This window comes from Streptomyces sp. x-80 (assembly GCF_046549095.1).
GTDB classification, from domain to species: Bacteria; Actinomycetota; Actinomycetes; order Streptomycetales; family Streptomycetaceae; genus Streptomyces; species Streptomyces celluloflavus.
Genome location: NZ_JAJPWM010000002.1, coordinates 460,664 through 472,405, shown reverse-complemented (window position 1 = coordinate 472,405; position 11,742 = coordinate 460,664). Strand labels below are relative to the sequence as shown.

General features: G+C 71.8%; 10 protein-coding genes. 4 read left to right on the top strand and 6 right to left on the bottom strand.

The annotated features are described in order from the left end of the window. Window positions 1-308 precede the first annotated feature (308 nt). Window positions 309-1,133 carry a hypothetical protein gene (locus ACLJWH_RS04990; RefSeq protein WP_411140431.1) on the top strand — a complete coding sequence of 275 codons (825 nt, stop codon included), beginning with the start codon at window positions 309-311 and terminating at the stop codon, window positions 1,131-1,133. Between the two features lie 216 nt (window positions 1,134-1,349). On the opposite strand, the gene ACLJWH_RS04985 is transcribed toward ACLJWH_RS04990, so the two are convergent. The 3 genes from ACLJWH_RS04985 to ACLJWH_RS04975 all read right to left on the bottom strand — a co-directional run bounded on the left by ACLJWH_RS04985 (window position 1,350) and on the right by ACLJWH_RS04975 (window position 3,771). Continuing rightward, window positions 1,350-1,559, bottom strand: coding sequence for a DUF397 domain-containing protein (locus ACLJWH_RS04985; protein ID WP_411140314.1), 210 nt, complete (start codon window positions 1,557-1,559; stop codon window positions 1,350-1,352). A 274-nt stretch (window positions 1,560-1,833) separates the two neighbouring features. After that, window positions 1,834-2,700 (bottom strand): helix-turn-helix domain-containing protein, encoded by an 867-nt coding sequence (locus ACLJWH_RS04980; protein WP_411140313.1) that lies wholly within the window; start codon window positions 2,698-2,700, stop codon window positions 1,834-1,836. Between the two features lie 291 nt (window positions 2,701-2,991). Further along, window positions 2,992-3,771, bottom strand: a complete 780-nt coding sequence (locus ACLJWH_RS04975; RefSeq protein WP_411140312.1) for a GOLPH3/VPS74 family protein — start codon at window positions 3,769-3,771, stop codon at window positions 2,992-2,994. A 238-nt stretch (window positions 3,772-4,009) separates the two neighbouring features. Here ACLJWH_RS04975 and ACLJWH_RS04970 point away from each other — a divergent pair, with 238 nt between their 5' ends. Both ACLJWH_RS04970 and ACLJWH_RS04965 read left to right on the top strand, forming a co-directional pair. Then, window positions 4,010-7,060: a serine hydrolase gene (locus tag ACLJWH_RS04970; RefSeq protein ID WP_411140311.1), complete on the top strand. Its 3,051-nt coding sequence runs from the start codon at window positions 4,010-4,012 to the stop codon at window positions 7,058-7,060. Window positions 7,061-7,301: 241 nt separating this feature from the next. After that, window positions 7,302-8,741 carry a glycosyltransferase family 39 protein gene (locus ACLJWH_RS04965; protein ID WP_411140430.1) on the top strand — a complete coding sequence of 480 codons (1,440 nt, stop codon included), beginning with the start codon at window positions 7,302-7,304 and terminating at the stop codon, window positions 8,739-8,741. Window positions 8,742-8,924: 183 nt separating this feature from the next. Here ACLJWH_RS04965 and ACLJWH_RS04960 read toward each other — a convergent pair whose 3' ends face one another. Next, window positions 8,925-9,644 carry an ArsR/SmtB family transcription factor gene (locus ACLJWH_RS04960; RefSeq protein WP_411140310.1) on the bottom strand — a complete coding sequence of 240 codons (720 nt, stop codon included), beginning with the start codon at window positions 9,642-9,644 and terminating at the stop codon, window positions 8,925-8,927. A 63-nt stretch (window positions 9,645-9,707) separates the two neighbouring features. On the opposite strand from ACLJWH_RS04960, the gene ACLJWH_RS04955 reads away from it, so the two are divergent. After that, entirely contained in the window at window positions 9,708-10,607 is a 900-nt protein-coding gene (locus ACLJWH_RS04955) for an isocitrate lyase/phosphoenolpyruvate mutase family protein (protein ID WP_411140309.1), read from the top strand. Between the two features lie 146 nt (window positions 10,608-10,753). Here the strand turns inward: ACLJWH_RS04955 and ACLJWH_RS04950 are convergent, their stop codons facing one another. Both ACLJWH_RS04950 and ACLJWH_RS04945 read right to left on the bottom strand, forming a co-directional pair. Next, a complete protein-coding gene (locus ACLJWH_RS04950; RefSeq protein WP_411140308.1) occupies window positions 10,754-11,065 on the bottom strand; it encodes a hypothetical protein in 312 nt (103 codons plus the stop codon). Between the two features lie 365 nt (window positions 11,066-11,430). Next, window positions 11,431-11,685, bottom strand: coding sequence for a hypothetical protein (locus ACLJWH_RS04945; RefSeq protein WP_411140307.1), 255 nt, complete (start codon window positions 11,683-11,685; stop codon window positions 11,431-11,433). Window positions 11,686-11,742 lie beyond the last annotated feature (57 nt).

The window sequence follows — 11,742 nt, the reverse complement described above, 5'->3', positions numbered from 1 at the left end:
TTTTTGTCTGCTTTGTTCAACTTTGAGCCATTCCGCCCTGCTCGGCGTTCGGGCCAGGGCCGGCCGAGTTCGCGCCCCCTCCCATTCTGACGATGCGTCAGCTACACCTGTCTGTCATGACGGAAGACATCAGGAACGAGGCAGTCGGGACGAACGAGGCAGCCAAGACGGACAGGGCAACCGAGACGGACAAGGCGAACGGAGCGGGTGAGGCGAACGGAGCGGGCGGGGCGAGCGAGGCAAGTGAGCCGCGCAAGCCGCGTGATGAGGTGCGTGAGCCTCGTGATGAGACGCGTGAGCCCGGTGAGATGAACGCGGTCTACGCCGACCTGGCGGCCGTCGGTCCGTACGGCGTGCACCCCGGGCATGCGCTGATCACCATGGTCGAACCGCATCCGGGCCATGAATACGCCTACAACCGCTGGTACGAGGACGATCACTACATCGCGGGTGCCATGGCGATGCCGTGGATATTTGCCGGCCGCCGCTGGGTTGCCACCCGCGAACTGCAACTGCTGCGCTACCCGGAGCGGTCCGCGGTCGCCCGGCCCGTCACGGCGGGCTGCTACCTCTCCACGTACTGGGTCACCGAGGGCCGCTACGACGCGCACATGAAGTGGACCGTCGGCATCAACAAGCGCCTCCACCGGGACGGCCGCGTCTACCAGGGCCGTACGCATGTCTTCACGGCCTTCCAGGACCATGCGGCGACGGTCTACCGGGACGGCGCGGCGGGCCCCCGGGACTTCCACGCGCTGGACCACCCGTACGCGGGGCTCGTCCTGGAGGTCATCGACGCGGACCGGCCCGAGCGCCGAGCCGAACTGCTGGAGTGGCTCTGCGCCCGGCGGCTGCCGCGGCGCCTGGCGGGCTCACCGGCCGCGATGGTCACCGTCTTCCGGCCGACACCGCTGCCGGCGGACCGGATGGCGTATGTGAAGCAGGTCGAGGGGGTCGGCACCCGGCTGACGCTGCTGTGGTTCCTCCAGGAGGACCCGCGCGACGGCTGGGCCACGCACTTCGCGGATCTGGGGGCCGATGTCGCGCGGTCCGGGCTGGGCCGGGTGGAACTGGTGGCGCCGTTCATCCCGACCGTCCCGGGGACGGACCGGTACGTCGCCGAACTGCGCTGAGCGGGAAGGCTGACGGGTACGGGGCGCCGACGGATACGGGAGGCCGCTCGGCGCGGCGGCCGCTCGGTGTGACGGCCGTACGGGTGTGACGGGCTCGAACCCGGTGCCCGGCCGTCGGCGGACATGGCCGAGCCCCCTCGGCCGGGACGGCGATCCAGTCGAGAGGGCCCGTGTCTGTGGTGCGGTTACGCGAACTGCGATAGGCGAGCGGTCAGATCACGCGAGGGGGTACGCGCCACCGGCGACACCCGAGACGAAGCTGCTCCACGCGGAGTTGTCGAAGGTGAGACGCGGACCGTCAGGGTCCTTGGAGTCACGTACCGCAATGGCTTCGGTGGTCGGGACGGCGATTTCCACGCAGGCGCCGTTGCCACCGGAGTACGAGGACTTCGTCCAAGAGAATGCGGAATTGGGCTGAATAACCATGTTCACTCCGACTCATTCTGAGTTGCTGCGGATTCGGTAGTGCTGACGCTACGCGCCGACATCACTGGCGACAGGGGGCATTCACCCGTCCGAATGGCGTATTCCCTGATCTCTTTTCAAGGAGGGTGACCCCGGTGTACCGTGCGGCCCTTTTCGTCGGGATGTCTTAATCCGCGGCGATGTCCGGCCCTCTCACCTCGTCCTCAACCCGTCCTTGGCCCGTCCTCAACCCGTCCCCGGCCCGTCCCCGCCTCGTCCTCGACGCGGTCTCGCCTTACCCCGAGGCGTCCGCGTGCATCTGTGCCGTATCGGCAATGAACTGCCGGCTCTTGTCGGCGTTCAGCGCCTGTGCGCGCAAATGCTCGTACATGATCGTGTACTTGTGCACATCGTTGGTTTTCTCCAGATAGAGATCGCTGGTGACACCCTCGATGTAGACCACGCTCGAATCGGCGGCATCGTCGAATTCCAGAATGGAGAACGTCCCCGACATCCCGGCGTGCGCACCGGTGTCATAGGGCAGTACCTGGACCGTCACATGCGGCAGCAGGCTCACCTCGACGAGATAGTCCAGCTGCTCGCGCATGATCAGATGGCTGCCGACCACCCGCCGCAGCGCGCTCTCGTCCAGCACCACCCACAGCCGCAGCTGGCGATCGGGGTCATTGACCCGCTCCTGGCGCCGCATCCGCACCTGGATGCGCTTCTCCAACTGGTCGGGCGCCAGCTCCGGGACCGTGCCGGGGATCACCGCCTCGGCGTAGCCCGGGGTCTGCAACAGGCCGGGCACCAGCAGCGATTCGTAGACCCGCAGCGAGGCCGCCTCGGTCTCCAGACCGATGTAGACGCTGTACGGGATGTCGCCGAACGCGTGCCACCAGCCTTGCTGCCGCGAATCCTTGGCCATCTGCATCAGTGAATCCACTATGCGGTGATCGTCCACCTCGTAGACACCGCACAGATCACGGACATCGCGCTGGCTGATGCTGCGGCGGCCGTTCTCCAGCCTGCTGATCTTCGATTGGGAAACGAGCAGACGCTCGGCCACCTCTTCCGCCGTCATGCCCTTGAGCTCCCGGAGCCTGCGCAGCTCCTGGCCCAACCGGCGTCGTCTGACGGTGGGATTGACGTTGGACGCCACGGGACGTGCACCTCCGGCTCCGTACTGCTCTCTGTTCTTGCTCAGCAGAGTGCCACTCCAGGTCGACGCTGCGCAGTGAAATGCACACAGAAGGCAATCGAGCATGCGCACGCGGGGTGGCGGAACGGCCGTCGTCCGGAACGGCCGGCCCGCCACCCCGCGCTTCTTGCCGCGGCTCCCGAACGGGATGGTGGGGACGGTGGTGCGGTCGGTGCGGTCAGGGCGGACGCGGTGCCGGGGCGTCCGTGCTGCGGAGGGTGCGAGTGATGCCCGGCGCCACGGTGCCGTACGTCAGCGGGCGCCGACTCGGGCCATGCTGCCGTGGCCGTGCCGCGACTGGAGCGGCACACCGGCCGCGTCCGCCGTGGCACGGGCCGCCGGCTGCCGGACAGGCCCTGGTCCCGGTCCCGGGGCCGCACCCGCGGCCTGGGCCCGCCGGGGCTGTGCGGCGGCGCCGTTCTGCACATCCATGACGGCGTGCGCGACCAGCCCGCCCATCGGGTCGTGCCGGATCAGGTCACGGAGACGGGAGCGCGAGGAGCGCCCTTCGTTCCCCGGGTAGAGATGCTTGCCGAGCCCGACCGCATGGGCCAGCGCGGCGAGCGCCGCGGTCCGCGGGTCCGGCGGTACGCCGGTGCGGATCGCGTTGTCCAGCCGGGCCCTGATCTCCCGGCTGATGGCCGTCTCCGTCGCCTGGTAGCGCGTCGTCGGCAGTACCCCGCACATCTGTCCCGCCACGGCATGCACCATGCCGCACCGCTCCAGATGCGAGAGATACGTCTGGCGGAGCCCCAGCCGGGGCCCGCCGATCCAGTGGACCGCCCGCACCGGACTGCCGCGTCGGCGCAGCAGTTCCAGCGCGGAGTCCAGAGTCGGATCTCCTGTCGGCCGTGGCATCACCACGGCGATACGATCCCCGTCCGGGGCTATCCGTCCTGCCAGAGCCAGCTCTACTAGCTGGGCCCCGGCCAGGCCGAGGTCGAGCGACTGCGGCTGCGCTGTGGTGCCCGTGGTCGGGTCCAAAGCGAGCAGCAGAAGCTCCTCCGGAATTGTTCTGCGGCTCCTGCCCATCCATGCCTCCCCGCGTGGATGAATGACAGGGTGACCCCTCTCACATTCATCTGTCGAGAGTGCGTGGTGGGTTCGGTAGGGAACCTGTAGGTATGTCGTGCTCGTCTAGCACGTCGGCGACGCCTTCCGTGGGGTGCGGCGGGCCGTGGTTCGCGTGGCGGCGGGGTGCTGCCGCGCGAACACAGGACACTTGGGAACACTGGGCCAGGCAGCAGTACGACGTACGAAGGAGACATCGGTGGCGGGCGAGTCCCCGGACAAGTCGGGCAGGAAGCAGCCGTCGGGGGAGACGGCGCGGAGCGAACGTGATCCGCGCTTGGCGGTCTTCCGTCGGGAGCCGGACGAGGTGTCGGCCGGGGAACCCGCTGACGGGTCCGCGCAGAGGTCCGAGGCGGCTCAGGGGGCCACTGTGGGCGCTGTGGGCACTGTGGGGACCCCGGGCGGCGGTGATCGCCCGCGGGGCGCCACGGCCGCGCGTACGGCTCCCACGGACGACGGGGACGGGAACGGCGGGAACGGCGACGGCGGGGACGGCGACGGCGGGGACGGCGACGGCGGGGCCGGTGGCCCGGTGGGCGCTGCTCGGATGGCCGGTGATGGCGACGATGATGCCGTCGCAAAGCCGGGAGCAAAGCCCGCGATGACGGCTGAGAAGAAGGCTGAGAAGAAGGTGGAAGCGAAGGCGGAGGCCACTCCGGAGAACGGACCGGAGGCTGGGCCGAAGGGCGAGCCGGCAGCGGTGACCGCCGGTGCGGAGCTGGGCGCGGAGACCGGCGCGAAGGCGGCGGTGGCGGAGGCCGTCGCCGGGAGCGCGGACGGCGATGCCGACGTGGACGGGGCTGCGGACGCGGCAGCGGCCGTGGTTGCGGGTGGCGCCAAGTCCGAGGCAGGGGCGGAGGCCAAGTCCGGGACGGAGGTCGAGCCGGGTGCCGGCGCCAGGTCGGCGGGCGGGGCCGAGGACGGCGTCCGGGGTGACGAGCCCGCACCGGAGGCGGTGGACAAGGCGACGGCCGTGTTCGCGACGCTCGGCGCGCAGAAGAGCGGTGGCAAGGGCCGGAGCGCGGGTCAGAGCCAGGGCAAGGGCAAGGGCAAGGCCGAGGACGAGGGCCGGAGCGCGGGCCAGGGGCGCGGCGAGGGTGCCGGCGCGGCTCTGGCCGAGGGTGCCGACGATGAGGCGTCCGTCGATACCGTAACCCGTACGTTCACTATCGCGAAGAGCAAGGCGAACGGGGCGGCGAAGGGGGGCGGTGCCACCGAGGACCAGGCGGAGCAGCCCGTCGACCAGCCGACCGCCATCTTCAAGATCGCGCCGTCCGTCGGGGACAAGCCCGTCGGGGGCAAGTCCGGGGACAAGTCCGACGGTCTCAAGCCCGGGGCCGACGACGCCGAGTCCGCAGGCAGCGCGGAGCCCGTGGACGGCGGTAAGGCCGCATCCGGCAAGTCCGCATCCGGCGGGAAAGCGTCCAAGACGACGTCCAAGTCCGGATCCGGCGAAGCCGGGAACGGCGAAGGCGCGGACAGTGAGGCCAAGGACAGCAAGGCCGAGGACAGCGAGGCCAAGGACCGGGGCAAGGAAAGCCGTCAGGGCAAGGACGGCGGCAGCGAGGGCGACGGCGCCGAGGACGCGGACGGGGCGCGCGCGGCCGAGCGGGATGCCGAGCGGACCAGCCAGTTCGTGGCGCTGAAGTCGGCGGACACCGGTGCGGCGGAGCGGTCGCTCGGCAAGACGGCGGACCGGGCGCCCGGCTGGGCCGGGGCCGCGGCCCTCGGCAAGGCGTCGGACAAGGCGTCGGACAAGGACAGCGGCGAGCAGTCGTCTCCCGCCGCGAAGGACAAGGACGCCACCTCCGGCGCCAAGCCGTCCGCGGCGGTCACCGGAGCCACCGCGGCTGCCGTCGGCGACGCCGCCCCCACCGAGACCGGAGCCTCCGCGGCCGCCCAGCCGAAGGCCGGATCCGGCGCGCTGCCCGACTCCGAGCGGACCCGGCAGGAGCCGCTGCCGCCGCTCGACCTGCTGGCGAAGCTCACCAACACCCCGCCGCCGCCCGAGACCAAGCTGCGTACGACCGTCCGCCGGTTCAAGATCTGGACCCCGCTGGCCGTCCTGCTGGCGATCATCTTCGTGGTCGTCCAGGCGGTGCGCCCGGTGCCGGCCCCGAAGCTGGCCGTCGGTGCGGAGGCCGCGTTCACCTTCAAGGGCGGTGAGCTCAATCTGCCCTGGCCCGATCAGGGGCAGGCCACGGCGGAGGTCGTCGGCGTGGGCAGCCTGGGCACGTCGGGCCAGGAGAAGCCGGTACCGACCGCGAGCGTCGCCAAGGTGATGACCGCGTATGTGATCCTGCGCGACCACCCGCTGAAGAAGAAGGAGCAGGGCGAGCCGATCACGATAGACGCCAAGGCGGAGGCGGACTCGAAGAAGGGGGACGAGTCGAGGGTGCCGGTCAAGGAGGGACAGAAGTTCAGCGAGTACCAGATGCTCCAGATGCTGATGATCCCGTCCGGCAACAACGCCGCCCGCCAGCTGGCGCGTTGGGACGCCCAGTCCGAGGAGGCGTTCGTGAAGAAGATGAACGACGCCGCCAAGCAGATGGGGATGACCAAGACGACGTACACCGACCCCAGCGGCCTGGACGAGAAGACCGTCAGCACCCCCGCCGACCAGCTCAAGCTCGCCGAACAGGTGATCAAGAACGACGTCTTCCGCGAGATCGTCGCCATGGAGAACGTCAAGATCGAGGGCCTGCCGGAGACGCTGTACGCCAACAACAGCCTGCTCACGACGATGCCGGGCGTGGTGCGCGGCATCAAGACCGGTTCGAGCTCGGCGGCCGGCGGCGCGTTCATGTGGGTCGCCTACCGCACCGTCGGCGGTGAGACGCAGACGCTGCTCGGCGTGACCATGGGCCAGCACACCACCAGCAAGGACTCCAACGCCCACCTGGCGCTCGCCCTGAAGAACAGCGAGAAGGTGATCAAGGCGGTGCGGGACGCGCTGGTCTCGGACACCGTGGTGAAGAAGGGCCAGGTCGTCGGCTACGTGGACGACGGGCTCGGCGGCCGGACGCCGGTCGTCGCGACCAAGGACCTGAAGGCGGTCGGCTGGCCCGGGATGAAGGCGACCTTCTCCATGGGCAACGGCGGCAAGGCCGTGCCGCACACGGCGAAGGCCGGTACCGAGATCGGTGTCCTGACGGTCGGCAACGGCGAGAGCGTGCAGAAGGTGCCGGTGGCGTTGCAGAAGGATCTGGTCGAGCCGACGTTCGGCGCGAAGCTGACGCGCATCAGCTGACCGGGGTCGCTCCGGGCCGGGCCACCGGTCCGGAGCCACCGTCCGGCCCGGCCCCGGGGAGCCGGGCCCCGTCCCGGTCCACCGCCGCAGGCCGCCGGACCGGGGCGTCCACCCAGGCCATCGAAGTACGCCGGTACGCCACCGGAGTTCGTCCTCGGAGTCCGTCATCGATGTAGCGCAAGCACAGAAGACGTACGCGTCCGCCGTGCCCGCCTTGAGTGCGTGGGCGGCTCGGTGCGCGGTGGTGCTGACACCCTCGGGGCTGATGCTGCTCCTGGGCGCGTGGGGTATCCGACGGCAGGGCGCCATCTGGCGGGACGAGGCCGTCACCTACGACATGGCGCACCGCAGCCTGGCCGACCTGTGGCCGACGCTGCAACACGTCGATGTCGTGCACGGTCTGTACTACGTGCTGATGCACGTCTGGTTCATCGTCTACGACGGCACCCTCGACGGCTTCCTCGGTCCGGTGATCGGCCTGCGGCTGCCGTCCGTGGCCGCGATGACGGCCGCCACGGCGGGTGTCGCGCTGCTGGGCCAACGCCTGGTCGGGCGGCGGGCGGGGCTGCTCGCGGGCGTCACCTTCGCGCTGATCCCCGTCGTGCAGCAGTACGCGCAGGAGGGCCGCTCCTACGCGATGGTCTGCGCGCTGGTCGTCTGGGCCACGTATCTGCTGGTGACGGCCGCCGCCCGGCCCCGCCGAGCGCTCTGGCTCGGCTATACGGCCCTGATGCTGGTCGCCTGCCTGCTGCACGAGTTCGCCGCGCTGGCACTGCCGGCGCACGGCGCCGCGCTGATCCTGGCGCGGCTGCCGCGCCGCGTCCGGCGCTCCTGGCTCCTGTCGGCCGCCGCCGTACTCGCCGGTCTGGCCCCGCTCGCGATCTTCAGCATCCGGCAGTCGGCGCAGGTCAGCTGGCTCATGTGGCCGGACCCCGTCCAACTGCTGACCTTCGCGGTGCTCGCGGTCGCCGGTATCGCCTGCGCCCGGGTTCCGGTGCGCTCCCGCGGCCCGATCGGCCTGCGCGCGATGGGCATCGCCCTCCTCCTGCTCCCCACCCTCCTCCTGCTCCTCCTCTCACACGTCGAGCCCGCCTACGTCGACCGCTACGTCCTCTACTACGTGACCGGCTTCGCGCTGCTCGCCGGCGCCGCGCTGGCCCGGTTGCTGCGGCCGGTCGGCGAGCGGGGCCAGACCCGCGGCCGGCGGCTGCGGTGGACGATGGCGGTGGTGCTGGTCCTGGCGGCGCTGCTGCCCGTCGACGTCCATCTGCGCAGCCCGGACAGCCGGGTCGATGACGTGACCGCGGTCGCCCAGGCCGTCCGCGAGGTGGCCCGGCCGGGCGACGGGCTGCTGTTCATGCCGTCCCGCCGCCGGGTCTGGGCGGCGGTGGAGCCGCATCAGTTCCGTGGCCTGACCGACCTCGCACTGGCCAAGGGACCGGTGGCCTCGCACACCCTCTACGGCACCGAGCGGTCCGGCGACACGATCCGCGACCGGATGCTGACCGCCCGCCGGATCGTCGTCGCCGGCGACCCGGACGACCAGCCCCTCGACGGCAACGACCAGGAAATCGCCAAACGCACCACGCTGCGGGGCGCGTTCGAGGTGTGCGGCAGCACCGAGGTCCACGGCGCCCGCATCACGGTGTACGCGCGGCCGGGGGAGTGCGGGGGGTCCTGACGGGCGGCGGCGGGCGGGGCCGGTGTGCCTGCTGAGGTGCCGGCGGGGTGGCGGGCTGCGGGTGCCGGTCCGCGTCAGGTCCGCTGGTGCACGCCGGATCCGCCGGGTCGAGTCAGGTCTGCCGGGTCGCAGCGGACGGACGGGTGCACGTCGGATCTGCTCGTACGCGTCAGATCCGCCGGTTCATATGAGGTCCGCCGCGTGGCCGTCGAGGCCCAGGAGGTCGTGCAGCGCGGTCGCGCCGTCCGGGGTGAGGCGTACGGCGCGGCCGGTGCCGATCCGCCGGATCCAGTGCAGGTCCAGCAGCCGGTCGCAGAGCCGGGCGCCGGCCGCGCCCGCGAGATGCTGCCGCCGCTCGGTCCAGTCGAGGCAGCCACGGGCCGACGGCCGGCGTCCGGCGCGCAGCGCGGCCGGCTCGATCCCCAGCTCGCCGGTGAGCCACGCGCGGCCCGCGTCGGTGAGCGCGAACCCGCCCTCCTGGTCGAGCAGCCCGCGCCCGGTCATCGCGTCGGTGACGGCCACCCCGAGCCGCCCCGCCAGGTGGTCGTAACAGGTGCGGCCACGGGCGAGCGCCGCGGACGCGTTGGCGGCGCGCAGCCCGCGCGGCTTCGTGGCCGGCGGATCGAGATGGGCGGTCAGGGTTTCCAGCAGCTCGGCGACGAGCGGGCTCGCGAGCTGGACGTAACGGTGCCGGCCCTGGCGCCGCTCGACGAGCAGTCCGCCCTCGGTCAGCTGGTTCAGATGCTCGCTCGCGGTCGACGGCGCCACCTGCGCGTACGCCGCCAGCTCACCGGCCGTCCAGGCCCGGCCGTCGAGCAGCGCAAGGCAGAACGCGGCCCGGGTACGGTCCGCGAGCAGCCCGGCCAGCTGGGCGAGCTCGGAACTGTATGCCCTGTTCGTCATGGGTCCATTGTCCGCCGTGACGCTTCGGCGGCCACCGAAACGTGCCGCCCCTACGGTGCCCGTATGAGCACCTCCGGCCCCGCTTCCGCCGCCTCCCGCGAGCCCGCCTCCCGGGAGCCCGCCCCCTACGCGTCCGTCTTCCACGCGTTGCATCGCGCCGACGGACCGCTCCTGTTGCCCAACGCCTGGGATGTCGCCTCGGCCGTCGCGCTCGCCGGTGCCGGGTACGCGGCGATCGGTACGACGAGCCTGGGTGTCGCGGCGGCGCACGGCCGGCCCGACGGGCAGGGCCTCGCCGAGGTCAGGGACGCGACGCTGGCCCTGGCGCGGCGGCTCGGGGAGCGGCTGCCGTGCCCGTACACGGTGGACATCGAGGGCGGATTCGGCGGCGGCGCCGAGCGCGTCGCCGGCCTGGCGGCCGAGGTGGCGGCGGCGGGCGCGGCGGGCATCAATCTGGAGGACGGGCTGCCGGGCGGCGGCGGGCTGCAAGTCCCGTCCTGCCAGGCCGAGTTGATCCGCGCGGTCAAGGAACGGGTGCCGGGGCTCTTCCTCAACGCGCGCATCGACACCCACTGGCTGGTGGACACCCCGCCGCCCCTGTCGGTGACCCTCGCGCGCGCCGAGACCTATCTGGCCGCGGGTGCGGACGGCATCTTCGTACCGGGCGTCGTCGCGGACGAGGACGTATCGGCCCTGGTCGCCGCGGTACCGGCCCCGCTGAACATCCTCTTCGCCCCCGGACGGCACACCGTCGGCCGGCTGGCGGAACTCGGTGTGCGCCGCATCAGCACCGGTTCGCTCCTCTTCCGTACGGCCCTGCGGGCCACCTTGGCGGCGGCGGAGTCCGTCCGTACGGGGCGGGAACCGGGCGGGGCGGCCGAAGCGGGGTACGGCGTGCCGGGGTACGCGGAGGTGCAGCGGCTGGCGGGGGAGGGGACGGCGGGGAGCGGTGACCGGCGATAGGTGGCCGGCGACAGGTGCGGGCAGGCCCGGGGCCGGAGCCGGGCCGGGGCCTGCGGCCGAGGGGGTGTGGGCGGAGAGGGTGCGGGACGGCCGGTGGTGCCGTACGGCGCGGGGATCCGGCGGGACCGGGATCCCGTTCAGGCGTGTTACGCGTGGCTTCCCTGGTGCGCCTGGTGCGTGCGGACGGCGGGGTGCCCGTGCCGTCGGCGGCGCCATGCGATGCCTACACCCGCGACGGCCAGGGCGCTCGCGCCGCCGATCAGCGCGGCCTTGGGCAGGTGACCGACCCGCTCGGCCACCCCGGCCAGCCCGTCGTCGGGCAGCATGATCGAGGTCCGGCCGTCCGTGGGCAGGGTGGAGTCGGCGGCGGAGGCGGCGCCCATCGGCAGGAGCAGCGCGGCCAGTGCGCCGGTCGCGACGGTGGCGGAACGGATCACGGAGCGGCGCTGGGCCCGCATGGGTACTCCTCATTGTCGGCGGCCGGTACCGCCCCGGGTGCTGAGGGCCGCGCGGCCCGGAACCCGGTACGGGCGGTGGGCGGCGGCTTGCTGACAGGGTGAACGCTATGGAGCGTCCTTAACGGCGATCCGTCCGTTGTGTAACAGTCACCAAGATCTCTACGGTCAGTCGTGTCACAGAACACCGCCGGCGCGGCTGCCGGAACGCTCCGGAACGGGCGCCGGAACGGGCGCCGGAACGACTACCGGGACGGCCACCGGAACCGGCGACGGGACCGCCAACGGGACCGCTAACGGGACCGTCATTGGAACAGCGGCCGGAACCGCCATCGGCACATCCGGCACGCATCCGGCACGCGCGTCCGTCAGGACGCCGGTCGGGCCGACAGCCAGGCCGACAGCCAGACCGGCCGCTGGGAGAGCCATTCCGGCAGCCGGCCGGGCAGCCGTCGGAATGGCCCTCTGGAGATTCCCTCCTCCGCCACCTTGGGTAATTTGGTGATGTTCTGTTCCGCTATGCACTGCTGGATGCGGCACAAGGCAAGGAAGGCAAGGAAGGCGCGACAGATCTGACGGGTGTGGCGGGCGTGACGATCGTGCGCACCGAACGTGGCAGGCATGACGCAGACGAGAGGCGCGCGACCCGGACCGGATGGCCGGCCGGTGCGCCCGGGGAA

Bases quoted from the DNA above. Each gene is read 5' to 3' on its own strand.
- ACLJWH_RS04985 (WP_411140314.1), bottom strand. From the start codon at position 1,559: ATGGTTATTCAGCCCAATTCCGCATTCTCTTGGACGAAGTCCTCGTAC.
- ACLJWH_RS04950 (WP_411140308.1), bottom strand. From the start codon at position 11,065: ATGCGGGCCCAGCGCCGCTCCGTGATCCGTTCCGCCACCGTCGCGACC.
- ACLJWH_RS04960 (WP_411140310.1), bottom strand. From the start codon at position 9,644: ATGACGAACAGGGCATACAGTTCCGAGCTCGCCCAGCTGGCCGGGCTG.
- ACLJWH_RS04990 (WP_411140431.1), top strand. From the start codon at position 309: ATGAACGCGGTCTACGCCGACCTGGCGGCCGTCGGTCCGTACGGCGTG.
- ACLJWH_RS04945 (WP_411140307.1), bottom strand. From the start codon at position 11,685: ATGCCTGCCACGTTCGGTGCGCACGATCGTCACGCCCGCCACACCCGT.
- ACLJWH_RS04955 (WP_411140309.1), top strand. From the start codon at position 9,708: ATGAGCACCTCCGGCCCCGCTTCCGCCGCCTCCCGCGAGCCCGCCTCC.
- ACLJWH_RS04975 (WP_411140312.1), bottom strand. From the start codon at position 3,771: ATGGGCAGGAGCCGCAGAACAATTCCGGAGGAGCTTCTGCTGCTCGCT.